The organism is Klebsiella sp. AqSCr (assembly GCF_008452795.1).
Lineage (GTDB): Bacteria > Pseudomonadota > Gammaproteobacteria > Enterobacterales > Enterobacteriaceae > Klebsiella > Klebsiella pneumoniae.
The window spans coordinates 3,648,830-3,666,708 of record NZ_MJDM01000005.1; the positions used below are offsets into that span (position 1 = coordinate 3,648,830).

Here is a 17,879-nt window from a genome sequence, read left to right on the forward strand (position 1 = left end):
TTATATAAAACACGCGCAGTCCTAATGGTTAAATTTAAAATCGGAATGCCATGCCAGCATATTTTTCCGCATTGACAAATATAATGCATGATTATAGGTACCACGGATAGTATTTTCATCCACATGAGCCAATTGGATTTCAATCCATGTACTGTTGAAACCTTGCTCATGGAGGATAGTCGACATTGTGTGCCTAACCCCATGTCCAGTGAGACTCCCACAATAGCCGACCCTCTTGATAACCTGATTGATACTCGCTTCACTCATAGGCTTGTTCGGATCATTCCGCCCTGGAAAAACATAACGATAGTTCCCTGTCATTATCTTGAGTTTACTAAGTAAATCTAACGCCTGATGTGATAGGGGCACAAGATGTGATCTGCGCATTTTCATCTTTTCAGCAGAAATTTCCCAAATAGCGTTATCCAGATCAAACTCTGACCACAATGCCGCACGTAGTTCAATGGTTCTTACACCCGTAATCATCAGTAATTTTGTAGCACTCTGAACAAGCCGACTCCCAGTGTAACTGTCTAAGGCACGCAGAAAATCGGGTATCTCATCAGCTTTCAGAAACGGGGAGCAGGTCAGAATTGCCATGGCAAGTCCAGAGAGCTCCAGTCCTTTTCTGATCAGAACTTCCGCTCCTCGCTCGTAGCAGACCTTAGGGAGCTTCAGTCGGTCCGCTCCGTGCCAAGAGCGGAATCTGGAACGCCAGAGGTAGCAACGTTTCTTATCAAAGGTGTTGATCACCACAAAAATGACTGTATCCCTGTGATAGCGGATTTCGTCCTTTGTAGAGAAAAGATCAATCTAAACATGAGCATGGGTTAGAGAAAAGTGGCATTAAACGCTTGAACATTTCACCTAACGAGTATACTGTTTATTTATACAGTATTTGCATGAGGAGCTAGTTATGAAAGTGGAAATCACAATTGATCGCCAAAAAAAATTGCCGGATGGCGCTGTGCCTGCTCTTGAGAAGGAGCTACTGCGGCGATTGGATCAAAACTTTAATAACTGCAGTCTTGTGATTCGTCGGGCCAGCTCTGATGGGTTGACCGTGCTTGGTGGAATGGACGGAGATAAAAAGCGTATTGAGGAAATCCTGCAGGACACCTGGGAAAGCGCTGATGACTGGTTCTGTTAAGTTGAGGTCCAGTGGCTTACCTGGTTTATTTTGAGGATTTTGCTGTGAGTAAAAAACAAGAAATGCCGAACACCGGCTATGCAATTATCAGATGCGACGATGGGGTGATCGTTGCTCGTCTGACATCCTTTCCTGTGTGTGAGCGCGCTCTGATGTACCGGCGCGGCGACACTGTTTCGTTTATGCCTTTGCAGCCGGATGAGATCGTGGGGACTCTCTCTCTTTTTTCACAGATGATTGAAAAGGCTAAGTCTGGAGTTGGTTACCAGGTTCCCCCTGGTTCTGTTACAATCCCGTCATAGGCCTGAACAACCTATACCTGCTGCGTCGCGGAGAGAAACCATGACGCAAACCCCCGAAGTATCAAAATCCCATCAGACTGGTGCTCCTTCATCGAGCGCCGGTTTGCTTTCGTCTTCAAAACTAACTTTTCGACAGCAGGAAGTTTTCGATCTGCTAGTGGCCTATATCAATCAGCATGGCTACCCACCTACGCTATCTGAGCTGGCCGATATGCTCGGCGTTAGCTCGTCTAATGCTGTCCTGTTGCATCTGCGTGCGTTAGAGAGAAAAAATTTTATAAAACTCTCTCGCCGTGTCTCCAGAGGAATTTCTATCGTCGGGCGAAAGGAGCCTGTGCTCGCCGTGCAGCTGCTGCAGGAAATGATCGCTGAAGAACCCGGCGCGCGTGAAAGAGCGATTGAGTTTTTACGACTGTTCGGTGATCAGCCATGAATAAAAGTTGGTTTTTACACGAGCAACTTTCAGAGGCTGAAGCTACAGAGCTGGTGGAGCGATACCGTAAAAATAACTGTGTGGTTGAGAAAAGCTTGTCCAGAGACTTTGCATCGTGGGAGATCCGCGTGCTGTTGCCGGAATCGAAGAAGCCGCCACGGATTGACAGGACCTACATACAGAAGATGTGGAGGGACTGATGCGAGCTTTGCTTAACGTGGATATTGCACGCCATCTTGGAATTGTGCTGCTTAAGCCGGGTAGTGAATTAATGCCGTTATTCGGTGCCGGCCGGGTTCTTGTGGAAATACCGCCGGCAAGCATGAAAAAGATACCCAGTGGACGTCTTCCTGATGCCCGGCAGCCGTTGCGGGATGATATGTGGATCAGACCTTTTTTCATGAAGAAGGCAGTTATCACTGCAGCTGGTGGGGTTAGTGCCCTCGAGTCATGGTTGCGTAGGCAGGTTAAAAACTGTCAGTGGACACATTCCGATTACCATCACCATGAGCTCGTCCCGTTTCGCCATTCGACGGGTGTAATAATCGCATGCTGGCACTGTGATAATGAGCTGAAAAACCAAACGGGACAAACCCTCGATCAACTGGTAGGTGTTAACAACGCTGACTGGGTAATCGACACTGCCCGCATCGCGCTTGGGCTGGACGCCCAGCGATCACTGTCACTGGCGGAGCTATGCTGGTGGGCGGTAGGCGCCGGGATTGGCGATGAAATTACAGAAGAAATGGCGCGCCGATCCCTGCGTATTAAAGACGATGGCATTAAATCGGTTTACAGGGAGAGTGAGATCGTTCCGTCGGTACCGGCCACCAGCATTCTTTCTCCCCGTATCGAAAAAGCAATCAGGCCAACGGCAAAAACAACGCCGGGCAAACCTCTGGTTCCAGTGAACGTCGATCCTGTTGCACCGGCGACACTATTCGCGAGACCTAAGCGGAGCCGATGGTTATCAGCTGACTTTATCTCATGGGTTAAAAAACAGCCGTGTATGTGCTGTGGGCAGCCTGCAGATGATGCACATCATCTTATTGGCTGGGGGCAGGGCGGCGTAGGCACCAAGGCCCACGATATTTTTACGATCCCATTATGCCGCAAGCACCACCGTGCTTTGCACCATGACCCTGCCGCTTTTGAGCGTGAATACGGCACCCAGCCGGTATTGATTATTAAATTGCTGGACCGGGCATACGCGCTCGGCGTTCTGGCGTAGTAAGGAGAAGAACAGAATGACACCACGTCAACGCCGTCTACACCGTGCAGGATTAGAAACAGTGGCCGCCGCCCCGCGCAAAAGCTGGCTGGGCCGATTCACTCCCCTTAATGGCATTCAGTCCGCCTGGATAAAATCTCTGCTTACTGTTTGGGGGGAAGGGATGAGAGGAGGTGCTGCCCCGCGTAAACCATCAGGACATTCATGCTGGCGAGGAATGAAGGGTGATCACTGGTCAGATAAAGCATTAGAACGCTTTACGGCAGCAATCGAGCAGGCAAGAAGTGAAGGGTATCGCGGGCGACAGGCATTAAGCAGGGCGCATGCCATTTTGTGGCCGAAGCCTGCAACGGTCGCCATTGACGCTGCGATCACTGAGGATGATGTTGAATTTGTTGAACGATGTGTACTGGCGATATTTGAAACGGGTGATCCGGTTTATCTCGTTGGCGTTAACTATTACACCACCCGCAAAAAAATCTCAGACATAACACGGGAAATACAGCTGGTGGCGCCATGGTTAACAGACAGTGAGGCCCGGAAAAGAGTGCGCTGGTGCCTTGAAATATTCAGAGCAAAAGCTTTCCTTTCCGTTCATAAGGCGATTCATGCGGATTAGCAAAAAGTGCTATGTTTCCTGTTTGGTATTGAAAACGGGCCAGAAAGTTAGATAATCCCTTCATGCTTGGCAGAGCTGCGCCACTCGGCAGCGACAAAAAGCGACAATCTGAATATAACGAAGACCCCGCCCGTGCGGGGTTTTTGCTTTCCGGCGATACGACAGGGGTATTCGCGAGATGCGCTGCATCAATACCCCTGTCATATCGTCGTATTGCATACGCAATCTCACATGCTTCAGCATTCACCGAGGATTTTTAGTGATTTTTTTGAAGATCTCCAGGGCTTCGGTTGTTAACTGATCATGTTCGATAAAGTAACTGTCACATGCTGCCTGCTTTTGAGCAGGGGATAGATTGGGGTTGCTTGTTAATTCAGCAGTTTTAGCTGCTATTTCTGCCAAACGTTCAAAAATCTCTGAAATTCTTTGGTTATCAGTAGACAGCATTTTACTTACCTCGTATTTACCTGATATCAGTGGGTGACTGCATTGAGTCAGGGCTTTGCAATAGCTTCAAGTATCAGAATGCATACAATTTAAGTGGGCTGTTGCTGGCTTATATTATGGCAGAGGCGCTGGCGGTATGGTCAGATATTGACACTTTGATTGTTTGCATCCTAAATTATTGATGTGGTGAATCCCCCTATGCGGAGGGGCGACCAGTCAGTTACAGAAACCTGTAAATGCAGCGCGGGCCATGCCGACTGGGGCATGCTCACCGGGAGGCACCCGGCACCACACTGTCACTAAGCATATTGAATATTTCATAGTGGGTTTACTTTTGCGGTTGCCCTGCTATGTTTATAGAACGTAAAGGCAAAAGTGAATGCTTCCTGGTAAATCGGTAGCTCGGACTATTAGGTGCACCTTCCTTTCGTTACAGCCTTGGTTGCCAATTTTCTTCCCGCTTCTCTGGCGGGTTTTTTTTGCTCGTAATCTGCCCAAATAAATCATCAAAACAAGGAAGGCGATGGATTCATTTGCAGGAACTCCTTTCCCCTTCAACGGAGTGAGGCTCAAAGCAATAAGAAGCGGAACAGAAGGATGCTTTACGCCGAAAAATTAGGTCATAGCGACGTTTGGCATTGAAGAGACGTTATTGAGATGTTAAGTTTTATGGGTGGTGAATCCCCCTGAGCGGAGGGGCGTAAACAGTATTGTTTTATTGCTAAACCGAATGCGCGAGTCATGGTGGCTGACCAAAGGCTTACCGGGAGGCACCCGGCACCACAACTTCACCTCAAGCCCACGTTAACGCGTAGGCTGTTCTTTTCCAGCGGATCTATTCAAAGGCTGCGCATTTGCGTGGCCTTTTTCATTTCAGGCTCACGGGAATCATCATCGATACGGCTCGTTGTTAAATCAGCCCGATGGGCCTGACCCCCTACACGCACAAAGCACCCCGTTAATCCGGAGGTGGAGTATGTATCGAATGGACAAGCTAACAACAGGTATTGCCTACGGAACGTCCGCAGGTAACGCGGGGTTCTGGATGTTGCAATTGCTCGACAAAGTATCCCCATCCCAGTGGGCCGCTATTGGTGTTCTGGGAAGTCTGGTATTTGGCTTGCTGACATACCTGACGAATCTGTATTTCAAAATTAAAGAAGACCGGCGAAAAGCTGTGCGAGGTGAATAATGTCTCCGACACTACGTAAAAGCGTTCTTGCTGCAGTCGGCGGTGGAGCCTTTGCGATTGCCTCTGCACTCATTACTGGCCCGACGGGTAATGATGGGCTTGAGGGAGTGCGATACGACCCTTATCAGGATGTGGTAGGTGTCTGGACGGTTTGCTACGGCCACACAGGTAAAGACATCATGCTCGGCAAAACCTATACCGAGGCAGAGTGTCGGGCGCTACTAAATAAAGACCTGAATACCGTCGCCAGGCAGATCAACCCTTACATCAAAAAACCGATCCCAGAAACTATGCGTGGGGCTTTGTACTCGTTCGCCTATAACGTCGGAACTGGTAACTTCCAGACCTCCACACTGCTTCGCAAAATCAACCAGGGTGACCCTAAAGGAGCGTGCGATCAACTGCTCCGCTGGACCTATGCCAAAGGTAAGCAGTGGAAAGGACTTATTACCCGGAGGGAAGTTGAGCGTGAAGTTTGTTTATGGGAGCAAAGATGAGTCGCTTAACCGCCGTTATCATCGCTATAACAATCCTGCTGGCCTCTAACGTGATTTCGTGGCGCTCAGGCTGGAGTTCTCACGCTGATCACATCAATGCTCAAGCTTCAAAGAAGAGAGAGAAGGCCGAGAGTACCATTAAGCCTGTAGAGGAAAAGGCCGCTACTGCTAACGAAGCGGGTAAGGTCATCTACAAAACAATAACCCGTGACGTGGTGAAATATGTTCAGTCTCCGAATCGTATTGTATGCAGGTTTGATGATGATGCTGTGCAGCTGCGTCAGCGCGCCATCGATGCTGCCAACTCCATCCCCGGATTTGATGAGCCCGCCGTGCAAAGCAAGTGACGCCGCGAAGGACAGCGACGAAGATCTGCAGGCTGATATTGAAAGCACTCAGTGCTTGCGGCAACTGAGATTGGATAAGTACCGCTGGCAGGCTTATTATAAAGCGATAGCCCGATAGGTTATTTTCTTGTTGAATTCAGTCCCTGCCTTGCTTATGCCCTACCCAAAAATGAGTAGGTTGGTTGTGATTAGAAAATGTTATGCAAGAATGTCTGATCCAGCTTCAGGTGACAAACTGTCATTGGAAGTACTTGTATCAGATGGTGGACTTAAGATTTTATCTATTATTTTAATAAAGGAGTGGGACTCTCTCTCATGGTATAAAAGATAAGCAAGGTAAGTATATTTTACGAGGTGAACAGAATGCTGGGAATATCAATCTTGTCAGAGATGACACGATTGATTACACTCTTTGGGTGGTTAATAATTACACCGATGGAAATGGTGATTACGATGAATCCTCCCCTATGCTTTGCGCATTGTGCGAGGGGCAGATACTCATTATCTAATGCAAAAATACTTTTATAAGAAAACCATTAAGGCTTGATGAGCTCAGGTTTGAATATAACTAATCATCATACGCGCCTTATATGTTCGAAGGACATAACAACTCTTAGGTATCCTGTTTATGGATATCCTGGAAATGTGCTGCTGGTGGGCTTAGTTCTTGGAGTCTTTTGTCCAGCAGTTTCAGGTTATAAAAAACCCCGTGGAGTAAATCCGACAGATTGACGGGGTGCTGCAGGGGCAGCCAATGTAGGAGTATAGTCAGATTGCGGGATGTTTTTCTACTGGTTTTGAGAAAAAATGGAAGGCCAGATACTACAGGAAGTGGCTCATCCCTAAGCTCACAGGTAGAACGACGGACTTTGTCGTGGCAGAGCAAAGTCATTAGATAGTTTAGACAACACTCCGGATATAACAAGCGTAGCGGGTGTAAATCAGTTAACGGAGCTCAGCGGCTAAGGCATCAAGCATTCACTAAGTGGCTTTGATAATGCTATAGTTCGCCAGAAAGAACAGATTGCATGGTGTCATGCGATACAGCTCATATTTAGAACGTCAGGGTTAAGTTAGCGGTGAATATAACTATTAATAGTGGGTTTTTTGGTTATTTGCTTTTTTTATTGACTATGTGGCCAGTTTTTATAACGATGTGTCTAGCAATGTCTATAGCATTTTACGGAGTGCTAATGAAGAAGACTGCACTTGCCTGGCTGCTTTCTGCTTTATTTTTTGGCATATTTGGGGGGCTGTATGGGTATTAACTTACTGATATTGAGGTTTTTTTGAAGCCTGCAAGAATTCATTGCAGTCGTCATCCATCGAATTCATGTATGCTGATAAGGATTTTTAAAGGAAAAGGAATGGATGATGAATACCCAGAAGCTTCTGGATACATACATGTTAGTTGGTGCCGGTCTTTCTCGCGTCAAATATGAGATTTTCACGGGAGATGAAGGGTCATATGCATTTATTACGATTTATGCATATGAGCCTCATTTCCATATTAAGGGCTATGATTCCTTAAAGTTAGACGAAACTGTTGATGTCAGATCTCAGATCGAAGGGCATTTCGCATATACCTACCAGTAGCCAAAACCATATTTCTGAATCTACAGCCCCGCTTATGCGGGGCTTTTTATTGGGGTGAATATGGCATCAAGTTCACCCAAGTTCACCCTGGCATCATCCCTGTAACACAAAACGGTGTTAACGACTGCGTTATCACTAACTTCGGAAAAAGTTATGCCTCCACGCGCTAAACGACCTTGCCGGCACAAAGGATGCACGGCAGTAACGAATGATGTCAGTGGGTTCTGTGAGATCCATCGGCAGCAACACGCCGGTGATGGCTGGCGTAACTATCAGCCCGGAAAAACTCGGCATGAACGTGGTTATGGTCGTCCGTGGGAAATTAAACGGGCCCGTATCATGAAGAGGGATAAATACCTTTGTCAGAACTGCAGGCGAGACGGTATTGCCACGAAAGCTTCAAGTGTCGACCACATCATTCCTAAAGCTCATGGTGGTACCGATGATGACTTTAATCTGGAGTCATTGTGCTGGACCTGCCACAGCAAGAAAACAGCAACAGAGAGAACCCGATGAAGAGTTTCAAAATTGAATACGTTGATGGCGTTTTGACCGTTCTGGAGACTGATGGTCAGTCACGAATGAATGAAGCCGTGCATGGCATCCATTTTGAGCATGTCCAGGGCGGCCGCCCACTGCTGAAACTGACGATTGCGCATGATATTGCACCGGCACCGGCTGCTGAGTCGGCCCAGGAACCTTTAGTGGGTGAGCTGGTACAGGATCAACAATCTCCGTTTCCCGGCGGTCGTCGTTCCCGCCATCGTAGGGGAGGTAAGCAATGATGTATAAACGCACGGATCTGACGCTCTCCATGTTCTATGCATCCAGCGCTGATGCAGACGGGAACAAAGTGGCTACGTTGACGATGCAGGTAATTGCAGCAGAGGTTGGAGCCGTCCAGACCAGCCAGCTGCGATGTATAACCGATAGCGCGAAGAAAAAAACGTATAGCGTAGGTGAACAATCTGTCAGTAATGGTTCCGATCCGTTGCTGGTCGCGATTGAGAATTACTGGCGTCAGAGCACGGATGTCGTCGTTAAAGGATTGATCGCCGAGGTGACCGACTTCATCGCAGGGAACATCAACTCAGTTAGCACCTGGATTGGTCAGTTTGGGATGAAGGTTTTCGAGAACCAGCCATTAGATGAACGGCTTCCAGAAAGCGTACTGCAGGCCGATGGAGGATCTGCTACAGCGACAGGATCCTGACCGCCGGTATAACAACTGGTGTTCATTGAACGTCTGATATATGCCGGCCCACGCAGTGCGAACCATATTCGCTGCCGGCGCAGCCGGAATGACGACCTCCACCTCGACTGAGACAGCAGCAGCCAGGGGGTAGGGGGGAGCAAATCCCTGACCCCTTTCGCGCTTCGGGACTGCCCGTTGAAGTCTATTTTTACACGCCAGAAATAAGAAACTTTTTTCCGGAAGGTTTCATCTATCAAAGGAACGTTTATGGCCGGAGGAATTCGATCGTCCGGTGGTGGCCGAAAACCCACTTTACCCACCGGGCAAAAAAGCAAATTAACACGTATTGCGCCTCCCGCTGAGTTAATGGGGGAGGCGGCAATAAGAATGTGGAAGACGCAAAGCAAAATACTCATCGACCGAGGGGTGTTTGAGTTGGAGGACGCACCTTTGTTGCTGGCTTACTGCAATGCTTTTCATCTGATGCTCGAAGCCGAAAAAATGCTGGCCAGCGGACTGACCTCAGAAAGTGAAATGGGGGGGCTGAAAAAACACCCTGCAGTTAATGTCCGGAATGACTCGGTTTCCCAGCTTGCCCGCCTGGGCTCTCTGTTGGGGTTAGATCCGCTCAGTCGTCTTCGCATGACCAGCGGACAAAAGGATCCGGACGATGACGGGAATGAATTCGATGAGTTTGACTGATGGCAACCTATCCGAACGTCAATGCAGCGAACCAGTATGCGCGGGATATCGTTGGCGGGAAGATTCTGGCGTGTCAGTTAACGGTACTTGCCTGTCAGCGACATCTGGACGACCTCGAACGAGCAAAGGATCCCCACTGGCCCTACCGCTTCGATAAAAACAAAGCAGAACGATTTCTTCGTTTTGCCCAGAAAATGCCTCATACCTCAGGGGAATGGGCCCGGCGTAAACTCCGGATTGAATTTGAAGCCTGGCAGAAGTTCGCTCTTGGCGTACCGTTTGGATGGGTACACAAGAAGACAGGCCTGCGTCGTTTCTCTGAAATCTATATCGAAGTGCCCAGGAAGAACGGGAAATCCGCTATTGCCGCTGCTGTAGGAAATTATATGTTTTGTGCAGATGGCGAGCATGGTGCAGAAGTCTATTGCGGCGCCACGACTGAAAAACAGGCATGGAAGGTATTTTCTCCGGCGCTGCAAATGGTGAAAAAGCTGCCGGCATTGCGGCAAAAATTCTCGATAAAACCCTGGGCAAAAAAAATGACGCGCCCTGACGGTTCGGTTTTTGCGCCTGTGATCGGTGACCCGGGGGATGGTGATTCGCCATCATGCGCCATCATTGATGAATATCACGAACATACTACTGATGCGCTTTACACTACCATGACCACCGGTATGGGGGCTCGTGAACAACCGATGACACTGATCATCACCACCGCCGGCTATGACATTACATCCCCTTGCTATGAAAAGCGTACTCAGGTTGTCGAGATCCTGCGGAGAACCCGTAATGGCGAGGAAAATGAAACCATATTTGGGCTGATTTATGGCCTTGATGACGATGATGACTGGACGACTCCTGAGGCATTAATCAAGGCAAACCCCAACTATGGCATTTCGGTAAAAGCAGATTTTCTCCGGGCTAAACAATTATTGGGTATGTCGACGCCCGGGCAGACAAACAAGATTCTGACCAAGCATTTCAATCGCTGGGTAAGCGCAAAATCAGCTTATTACGACCTGAGAAAATGGATGGATGCAGCCGATAAAAACCTTAAGTTGTCAGATTTTGAAGGGGAAGAATGCTGGCTGGGTATCGATCTGGCCTCGAAAGTTGACCTCAATGCCGTGGTTCCAGTTTTTCGTCGTGAAATAGACGGAATAACACATTTTTACTGTGTTTCTCCTCTGTTCTGGGCACCCGAAGAAACCATTTACTCGCAGGAGACCGCGCTGAAAAGTACCGCAGAACGTTATCAGTCCTTTGTCCGGCAGGGTAAGTTGATCCCGACCGATGGTGGTGAAGTTGATTACAGGCTGATATTTGAAACGATCCTGAAGCTGCGGAATACCGTAAAAATTGCCCAATGCCCCATTGATCCTTATGGCGCGACTTCATTACGTCACATGCTTGAGGAAGAGGGGCTTGAGCCTGTCGAGATAAGACAAAATTTTACCCACATGAGTGATCCTATGAGAGAGATTGAGGCTGCGCTCATCTCGGGGAGATTTCATCATGACGGACACCCCGTCATGAACTGGTGTATTTCCAATATCGTCGGCCAGTACCTTCCCGGAAGTGACGATATTGTGCGTCCCGGGAAAGAAGGGCGGCAGAATAAGATAGATGGTGCGGTTGGTTTAATGATGGGGCTGGGGCGCGCCATGCTTAACAGTTCAGTGATGACATCCGTATACGATGAGGAAGATATAGCATGCTAATTTCAGTTCTGAGTTTTATTGTCGGCCTCACTGGTGCTGGATTGTTATCCGCAGGTGCCTGGCTTATTTCTCCATCAGTGGGATTGATAACAGGAGGGATTATTTGTCTGGGCTGGTCATATATGACAACCCGGGCCTTTTCCTCCGGCGTCAGCAATGGCGGAGGTAAATAATGTTCCTACCCCAGATGTTCAGGGGCCGACAATACTCGGGTAATAGCTTCTGGGAAGCTATGCTGGGCGGGGTTCGTTCAAGCCAGAGCAAAACTGGCATCATAATCACGCCGGAAACCGCTCTGGGACTTTCAGCGGTCCGGGCCTGTGTCACCCTCCTGGCTGAGTCCGTCGCGCAGCTGCCGTGCGAACTTTACCGGCGGGATAAAAATGGCGGGCGCCAGCGTGCGACGGACCACCCGGTTTATGACCTGATTCATTCCCAGCCCAACAGAAAAGACACCTCATTCGAGTATTTCGAGCAGCAGCAGGGGTTGCTGGGGCTGGAGGGAAATTGCTACTCGATCATCGAACGGGACGGAAAAGGCTACCCGAAAGAGCTGATCCCCATTAACCCGAAAAAGGTCATTGTGCTGAAAGGGCCGGACGGTATGCCGTATTACGAACTCCCGGAAGTCGGTGAAATTTTGCCGATGCGCATGATGCACCATGTGAAGGTCTTTTCTCTGGATGGCTATATCGGCAGTTCCCCCATTCAGACGAACGCCGATGTCTTGGGGCTGAATCTGGCCGTTGAGGAGCATGCGGCAGCGACATTTCGGCGCGGGACAACGATGAGCGGGGTGATAGAGCGACCGAAAGAGGCTGCGACCATTAAAAGCCAGGATGCTATTGATCGCCTGCTGGCGAAATGGACCGAGCGCCATTCCGGTATTCACAATATGTTCTCTGTGGCACTGCTGCAGGAGGGCATGAGCTACAAACAACTGTCGCAGGATAACGAAAAGGCGCAGCTGCTACAGTCGCGGCAGTGGGGCGTGGAAGAGGTCTGCCGGCTCTATAAAATCCCGCCACATATGGTGCAGATGCTGGCGAAAGCGACCAACAACAACATCGAGCACCAGGGCCTACAGTTCGTGATGTATACGCTGCTGGCCTGGCTGAAACGCCATGAGGGTGCATTGCAGCGCGATCTGCTTCTGCCCAGCGAACGCCGCGATTTGTACATCGAGTTCAACGTTTCCGGGCTGCTGCGAGGCGACCAGAAGTCACGCTATGAATCGTATGCGCTGGGCCGCCAGTGGGGATGGCTATCCACTAACGATATCCGGCGTATGGAGAATCTGCCGCCAATTGCCGGCGGGGACAAATACCTGACGCCGCTCAATATGGTCGACAGCGCGCAGATCCTTCCTGGCGATAAGTCGCCGACAGCAAAACAGCTGGCCGAAATCGAAACCCTTCTGGCCAGAGCCTGATTATTTCCCGCCGCGCGGGATGACCTGGAAGACAACATGACAACGAAATTAATTAACCTGCCGCACCTGGCAGATATGGTCTTTGGTGTGCCGCATTACGTGACGCGGCAAACAATGGACTCCGTGAAAGCGGTGCTCATCCCCCGTATTCAGGGGATCACCGAAGATGCCGTCATTCAGATGGCGCTGAATCCGGGTAAATCACCTGCTGCTGAGCAGGTCCAGCCCACCGGCGGGGTGGCGGTGATCCCCGTTCACGGCATTCTTGTTCCACGCCGGGGGCAGATTACGGCGATGTGCTCCGAGCTGACCAGCTACGAGCGGATCCGCGGGCAGTTGCAGGCGGCGTTAAACGACCCCTCAATCAGCGAAATCGTTCTGGATATTAACTCCGGCGGCGGCGCAGCGGTGGGGTGCAAGGAGCTGGCCGATTACATTTATCAGTCTCGCGACACGAAACCCATCACGGCGATTGTGAACTACAGCGCGTATTCCGCCGCGTATTTCATCGCATCGGCCTGCAGCAAAATCATCGTCAGCCAGACCAGTGGCGTGGGGTCGATTGGTGTGATCATGGAGCACCTAGATACGTCGAAGATGGAAGAAAAAATGGGGCTGACGTTCACCACCATTTACCGGGGAGATAACAAAAATAACGGCACCCAACATGAACCACTGAGTGAAGAGTCGCTGGGTATGTTCCAGGGCATGATCGACGAAATGTACGAGACGTTTACGGGGTCGGTGGCCGAATATCGCGGCCTGAAGCAGCAGGCCGTCATTGATACGCAGGCGGGGCTGTATTTTGGCCCTGGCGCGGTGTCTGCCGGCCTGGCGGATGAAGTCTCTGACCCCCACGCGGCGATCAATGCTATCGCGGCAAAGTATCAGCAACCCCGTCAAAAAACCTCCATTCAGATGCAGGCAGCCGCGATGGACCTGCAAACCAAAATGTAACCCGGCGCAAACACAAACCGCGTCACCTTAAGCAGCCAGCAGGCTGCTTTTTTTATGTCTAAAAAGAGAGAAATCAAATGCCACAGATTGAAGAATTGCGTCGTCAGCGTGCGGGTATCAACGAACAGGTTCAGGCCCTGGCAACCATTGACGCCAGCGGCAGCACGCTGACTGCGGAGCAGCTGACGGAGTTTGCGAACCTGCAGCAGCAGTTCACTGATATCAGCGCCAAAATTGAACGCCTGGAAGCCGCCGAACGTGCTGCGGCGCTGGTCGCAAAACCCGTGAAAGCGACTCAGCAGGCCCCCGGCATTATTGTTAAGCAGGAGCCTAAACAGTACACCGGTGCTGGCATGACCCGACTGGTTATGTCTGTCGCCGCAGGCGCAGGGAATCTGCAGGACGCGGCAAAATTCGCTTCAGAAGAGCTGAATGACCAGTCCGTATCGATGGCCATTTCCACCGCAGCGGCGTCCGGTGGTGTGCTTATTCCGCAGAACCTCCACAGTGAGGTGATCGAGCTACTGAGCGACCGAACCATCGTCCGCAAGCTGGGTGCCCGTCCCGTTCCGCTGCCTAACGGTAATATGACGCTACCACGCGTGGCCGGTGGAGCAACGGCAAGCTACACAGGAGAAAACAAAGACGCCAAGACATCAGAAACACGCTTTGATGATGTAAAACTTACGGCGAAAACTCTGATTGCGATGGTGCCTATTTCCAATGCACTGATTGGCCGCGCCGGATTCAACGTCGAGCAGCTGGTCCTGCAGGATATTCTGACCGCCATCTCAGTGCGTGAGGATAAAGCCTTTATGCGCGATGACGGTACCGGCGATACACCGATTGGTATGAAGGCGCGCGCGACGCAGTGGAACCGCCTGCTGCCGTGGGAAGCTGATGCAGCGATCAACCTGAACACAGTTGACGAGTACCTGGACAAGATCATTTTGATGGCGATGGACGGCAACAGCAATATGATCAGCAGCGGCTGGGGCATGTCGAACCGTACCTATATGAAGTTGTTTGGGCTGCGTGACGGCAACGGCAACAAAGTCTATCCGGAAATGGCTCAGGGATTACTTAAAGGATATCCGGTTCAGCGTACCAGCGCGATCCCTGCGAATCTGGGGACCGGGGGTAAGGAGACTGAGATTTACTTTGCTGACTTCAATGATGTGGTTATCGCTGAAGACGGCAATATGAAAGTCGACTTCTCGAAGGAAGCCTCTTACATCGATGCCGATGGCACCCTGGTATCTGCGTTTTCCCGTAACCAGTCGCTAATCCGCGTTGTTACTGAGCATGATATTGGCTTCCGTCATCCGGAAGGCCTGGTGCTGGGTACCGGCGTCCTGTTCTAACCCATCCCTCAGTAAATACGGCCCGCATATGCGGGCTTTTCCCTTTCAGGAGAATGTTATGGCTGCGAAAAATAAAGCAGTGGAGCCGGAAGAAACAGGCACACAGGACAACCATGCGACCGTGGTCGCACAGGCAGAGCGTAAATCCGTTGTGTTCCTTGGGCCGCACCACCGTTATTCCCGTGGAGATATCGCGTGCTTTGAAGGATCGCGCGCCGAAGAACTGGTTAAGCGGCGTATCGCGGTATGGCCGGAGGATGCCGAACGTGCGCTGAAACCGAAGCCGGGAGACAGCGATTTTGATACTGACATTGGATGATGTGAAAACCCAGCTACGCCTGGAACTGGACTTCACGGAGCATGATGCCATGCTCACGCAAATGGTGAACGCCGCGCAGCGGAGCATCGAGCGTGATTACTACTGCAAGCTGGTCACCAGTGATGAAGAGCTGCAGGCGCTCCCGGAGACCGTCCGCGGATTCATCGCGGATGAAGATATCCGGCTGGCTATTCAGTTTCTGGTCAGCGATGCGTATCTGAATGGCCATACCGGACAGTGGCTGGAAACCGATGCGGTGAGGCATCTTCTTTTCCCCCTGCAGGAGCATACGCTATGAGCCTGAAACCGGGTGATATGAACTGTCGCATTGCAATTAGCTACGTTCAGTCCGGTCGTGGGCCGCTGGGCGAACCGCTACCGGAAAAGCAGGTTGAATCGGGAAAAGCGTGGGCAAAACGGGAGCTGGTATCGGGGCGAAAAGTCCGCACGCTGGATCAGCAGCAGGTGGTGGAAACCTGCCTGTTCACGGTCTATCCGGGTGTGCTGGTTGATATTGACTGGAAAATCACGACGAAAAATCTGGTTTATACCGTCCGGAATATCGACCGCAAAACAGACCGGATCATTATCACGGGGGAGGCTGACGGGCGGCATGATAGAGCTGGCGATTAGGGGTGCGCTGGAGCGCATCACCGGCATGAATGCGTATCCGCTTTTACTGCCGGACACAGTCCAGGAAGGTGCGACCTTTCAGCGTATCTCTGACCCGGAAATGGTCTCGGGAATGTTGCGAACGGGGATCGTATCTGCCCGTATCCAGGTGAATCTGTACCGTCTCGATGATTACACCTCACTGCTGCAGCTGGATAAAAAAATCTGGACGGAACTGAAGTCCGTCGTTCATGGCCAGCTGGAGGGTATCCCGGTTCAGTATGTGGAGCGAGGCGGTATCCATCAGGATAAAAACCAGCTGACGAATCGTCGCATTCAGTATCGCCTGACCCGCGATTTCATCATTCACTACGTGGAGGACTCCTCGTGATCCGAATGGAAGTTAAAGGGCTGGATGAGCTGGAGCGGCAGTTAATGGCCCTGGGCGAAAAAGTGGCGACGAAGGTATTGCGGGATGCCGGGCGCGAAGCGCTAAAGGTCGTCGAGGAAGATATGAAGCAGCATGCCGGCTTTGACGAAACGTCTGCCGGGCCGCACATGCGGGACTCAATCAAAATCCGCTCTTCCACCCGCAAGGGTAAAGGGAACGCGGTTGTAACGCTCCGTGTTGGCCCCAGCAAGCAGCACCATATGAAGGCGCTGGCGCAGGAGTTTGGCACGGTTAAACAGGTTGCAGACCCCTTTATCCGACCCGCCCTGGATTACAACCTCCAGACCGTTTTGCGCGTGTTAACCGTGGAAATCCGAAACGGCATTGAAAACAGGTAGCATCCGCTGCCGTATAAAAAGAGAGAGAAACATGGCTGATAAAACTTCGCCTGAATATGCGATGTTGCCGGCGGGCACCATTGTGAAATACGGGGAGCCTGGCGCTGCCACGTCAGCGCTGAAACCGCTGATTAACTGTAAAGCGCTGGGTGCAATGGGGCAGACGGGGGGCTTTGTCGACTGCACCACGTTACTGGATAAGCAGAAACAGTCCATCAGCGATCTGCCTGACGGGCCTGAAAAGTCGCTGGGCTTCATTGATGATCCGGGCAATACCGATTTTGCCGCGCTGCTGAACGCAGCAGAGGCCCGCAAGACCATCCAGTTATACGTCGAATTACCCAACAAGCGAACAGCGACGATGCTCCTGGCGCTGTCCGGGTGGCAGATGAATGAAATCGCCGCTCCGGCGAATGAGGTCATCCAGATCACTGTTCAGGGTAAACAGAACAAGATCACCTGGGGAACCGTCGCTGTCTCCGGCGGCGCCTGATTAACTTAACCTGTAAACAGCCACCTTCGGGTGGCTTTTTATTTTTAAGGACTACCTGTGAAAGATAAAGATTACCTGTCCACGCTGAAATCCGCGTTGCTTAAATCGGAGCCAACCGTCATTAAAACCGAGTTATTTGGCGCCACCGTATTCATCCGCCGCCTGACCGGGGATTACCTCATCAGCTACGAAGAGAAAATGGCTGAAACCGCAAAAGCTGGCGCAGCGCGCGAGGCATCGGAGCAAGTCATTCAGATCGTCATCGATGCACTGGTTCAGCCGGATGGAACGGCCATTCCGGATGAATTTAAACCCACGGCAGCCGAGCTGCTGAAGGCCCATGAAAACCCCGAACTGCTGGCCGCTGTGGAAAAAGTGAAGCAACACGCAATCGGCAAGCTGGAGGAAGCGGAAAAAAACTGAGTGACTCGCCCTGGCTGGAGCTGATCTTCTGGCTGGCCGACCGCTGGGGCGAGCCTGA

25 protein-coding genes and 1 pseudogene are annotated in these 17,879 nt (G+C 50.9%); 24 read left to right on the top strand and 2 right to left on the bottom strand.

The genetic code is table 11. The features are described 5' to 3' along the window. Positions 1-21: 21 nt before the first annotated feature. Positions 22-579: pseudogene (locus BHE81_RS21775) on the bottom strand (tyrosine-type recombinase/integrase); the annotation flags it as partial. Between the two features lie 337 nt (positions 580-916). On the opposite strand from BHE81_RS21775, the gene BHE81_RS21780 reads away from it, so the two are divergent. The 5 genes from BHE81_RS21780 to BHE81_RS21805 all read left to right on the top strand — a co-directional run bounded on the left by BHE81_RS21780 (position 917) and on the right by BHE81_RS21805 (position 3,735). Further along, a complete protein-coding gene (locus BHE81_RS21780; RefSeq protein ID WP_023279529.1) occupies positions 917-1,150 on the top strand; it encodes a DinI family protein in 234 nt (77 codons plus the stop codon). Positions 1,151-1,212: 62 nt separating this feature from the next. Beyond that, positions 1,213-1,452 (top strand): hypothetical protein, encoded by a 240-nt coding sequence (locus BHE81_RS21785; protein WP_050597314.1) that lies wholly within the window; start codon positions 1,213-1,215, stop codon positions 1,450-1,452. Positions 1,453-1,492: 40 nt separating this feature from the next. Then, positions 1,493-1,885 carry a DNA-binding protein gene (locus BHE81_RS21790; protein WP_049114843.1) on the top strand — a complete coding sequence of 131 codons (393 nt, stop codon included), beginning with the start codon at positions 1,493-1,495 and terminating at the stop codon, positions 1,883-1,885. Positions 1,886-2,084: 199 nt separating this feature from the next. Next, a complete protein-coding gene (locus BHE81_RS21800; RefSeq protein ID WP_080934641.1) occupies positions 2,085-3,116 on the top strand; it encodes a DUF968 domain-containing protein in 1,032 nt (343 codons plus the stop codon). A 16-nt stretch (positions 3,117-3,132) separates the two neighbouring features. Further along, positions 3,133-3,735 carry a hypothetical protein gene (locus tag BHE81_RS21805; protein ID WP_025861432.1) on the top strand — a complete coding sequence of 201 codons (603 nt, stop codon included), beginning with the start codon at positions 3,133-3,135 and terminating at the stop codon, positions 3,733-3,735. Between the two features lie 243 nt (positions 3,736-3,978). On the opposite strand, the gene BHE81_RS21810 is transcribed toward BHE81_RS21805, so the two are convergent. Then, complete coding sequence (locus BHE81_RS21810; RefSeq protein ID WP_063666459.1) at positions 3,979-4,182, bottom strand: hypothetical protein; 204 nt, start codon at positions 4,180-4,182, stop codon at positions 3,979-3,981. 976 nt (positions 4,183-5,158) lie between these two features. On the opposite strand from BHE81_RS21810, the gene BHE81_RS21815 reads away from it, so the two are divergent. The 19 genes from BHE81_RS21815 to BHE81_RS21920 all read left to right on the top strand — a co-directional run bounded on the left by BHE81_RS21815 (position 5,159) and on the right by BHE81_RS21920 (position 17,821). Further along, the gene (locus BHE81_RS21815) at positions 5,159-5,374 is read left to right on the top strand and encodes a class II holin family protein (protein WP_017880269.1); all 216 of its coding nucleotides are present in this window, start codon (positions 5,159-5,161) and stop codon (positions 5,372-5,374) included. Further along, a complete protein-coding gene (locus tag BHE81_RS21820; RefSeq protein WP_023279523.1) occupies positions 5,374-5,871 on the top strand; it encodes a lysozyme in 498 nt (165 codons plus the stop codon). Before BHE81_RS21815 ends, BHE81_RS21820 begins: the two co-directional genes overlap by 1 nt. Then, a complete protein-coding gene (locus BHE81_RS21825; RefSeq protein WP_017898986.1) occupies positions 5,868-6,218 on the top strand; it encodes a hypothetical protein in 351 nt (116 codons plus the stop codon). Before BHE81_RS21820 ends, BHE81_RS21825 begins: the two co-directional genes overlap by 4 nt. A gap of 1,749 nt (positions 6,219-7,967) precedes the next feature. Next, entirely contained in the window at positions 7,968-8,330 is a 363-nt protein-coding gene (locus tag BHE81_RS21845) for an HNH endonuclease (protein WP_017898990.1), read from the top strand. Further along, entirely contained in the window at positions 8,282-8,599 is a 318-nt protein-coding gene (locus tag BHE81_RS21850; RefSeq protein ID WP_014228902.1) for a hypothetical protein, read from the top strand. Before BHE81_RS21845 ends, BHE81_RS21850 begins: the two co-directional genes overlap by 49 nt. After that, positions 8,596-9,027 carry a hypothetical protein gene (locus tag BHE81_RS21855; protein ID WP_017898991.1) on the top strand — a complete coding sequence of 144 codons (432 nt, stop codon included), beginning with the start codon at positions 8,596-8,598 and terminating at the stop codon, positions 9,025-9,027. Before BHE81_RS21850 ends, BHE81_RS21855 begins: the two co-directional genes overlap by 4 nt. A 249-nt stretch (positions 9,028-9,276) precedes the next feature. After that, positions 9,277-9,711, top strand: coding sequence for a phage terminase small subunit P27 family (locus BHE81_RS21860; RefSeq protein ID WP_012542168.1), 435 nt, complete (start codon positions 9,277-9,279; stop codon positions 9,709-9,711). Then, a complete protein-coding gene (locus BHE81_RS21865) occupies positions 9,711-11,432 on the top strand; it encodes a terminase large subunit (protein ID WP_012542167.1) in 1,722 nt (573 codons plus the stop codon). Before BHE81_RS21860 ends, BHE81_RS21865 begins: the two co-directional genes overlap by 1 nt. Next, entirely contained in the window at positions 11,426-11,605 is a 180-nt protein-coding gene (locus BHE81_RS21870) for a hypothetical protein (protein WP_017898992.1), read from the top strand. Before BHE81_RS21865 ends, BHE81_RS21870 begins: the two co-directional genes overlap by 7 nt. Then, on the top strand, positions 11,605-12,864 hold the full coding sequence (locus BHE81_RS21875; protein WP_025368259.1) for a phage portal protein: 1,260 nt from the start codon (positions 11,605-11,607) through the stop codon (positions 12,862-12,864). Before BHE81_RS21870 ends, BHE81_RS21875 begins: the two co-directional genes overlap by 1 nt. A 36-nt stretch (positions 12,865-12,900) precedes the next feature. Beyond that, positions 12,901-13,821, top strand: a complete 921-nt coding sequence (locus BHE81_RS21880) for a S49 family peptidase (RefSeq protein WP_017898994.1) — start codon at positions 12,901-12,903, stop codon at positions 13,819-13,821. A gap of 77 nt (positions 13,822-13,898) precedes the next feature. Next, positions 13,899-15,185 (top strand): phage major capsid protein, encoded by a 1,287-nt coding sequence (locus tag BHE81_RS21885; RefSeq protein WP_017898995.1) that lies wholly within the window; start codon positions 13,899-13,901, stop codon positions 15,183-15,185. 58 nt (positions 15,186-15,243) lie between these two features. Next, positions 15,244-15,504 carry a hypothetical protein gene (locus tag BHE81_RS21890; RefSeq protein WP_014907814.1) on the top strand — a complete coding sequence of 87 codons (261 nt, stop codon included), beginning with the start codon at positions 15,244-15,246 and terminating at the stop codon, positions 15,502-15,504. Continuing rightward, complete coding sequence (locus BHE81_RS21895) at positions 15,485-15,802, top strand: head-tail connector protein (protein WP_023316689.1); 318 nt, start codon at positions 15,485-15,487, stop codon at positions 15,800-15,802. Before BHE81_RS21890 ends, BHE81_RS21895 begins: the two co-directional genes overlap by 20 nt. Next, on the top strand, positions 15,799-16,137 hold the full coding sequence (locus BHE81_RS21900) for a head-tail adaptor protein (protein WP_014228910.1): 339 nt from the start codon (positions 15,799-15,801) through the stop codon (positions 16,135-16,137). The genes BHE81_RS21895 and BHE81_RS21900 overlap by 4 nt, the downstream gene beginning before the upstream one ends. Continuing rightward, entirely contained in the window at positions 16,118-16,507 is a 390-nt protein-coding gene (locus tag BHE81_RS21905; protein WP_071081088.1) for a hypothetical protein, read from the top strand. Before BHE81_RS21900 ends, BHE81_RS21905 begins: the two co-directional genes overlap by 20 nt. Before the next feature lie 5 nt (positions 16,508-16,512). Beyond that, on the top strand, positions 16,513-16,905 hold the full coding sequence (locus tag BHE81_RS21910) for an HK97-gp10 family putative phage morphogenesis protein (RefSeq protein ID WP_014907811.1): 393 nt from the start codon (positions 16,513-16,515) through the stop codon (positions 16,903-16,905). A gap of 31 nt (positions 16,906-16,936) precedes the next feature. Continuing rightward, a complete protein-coding gene (locus tag BHE81_RS21915; RefSeq protein WP_014228913.1) occupies positions 16,937-17,398 on the top strand; it encodes a major tail shaft subunit in 462 nt (153 codons plus the stop codon). Between the two features lie 57 nt (positions 17,399-17,455). Continuing rightward, positions 17,456-17,821: a phage tail protein gene (locus BHE81_RS21920; RefSeq protein WP_014228914.1), complete on the top strand. Its 366-nt coding sequence runs from the start codon at positions 17,456-17,458 to the stop codon at positions 17,819-17,821. The last annotated feature ends 58 nt before the right edge of the window (positions 17,822-17,879 follow it).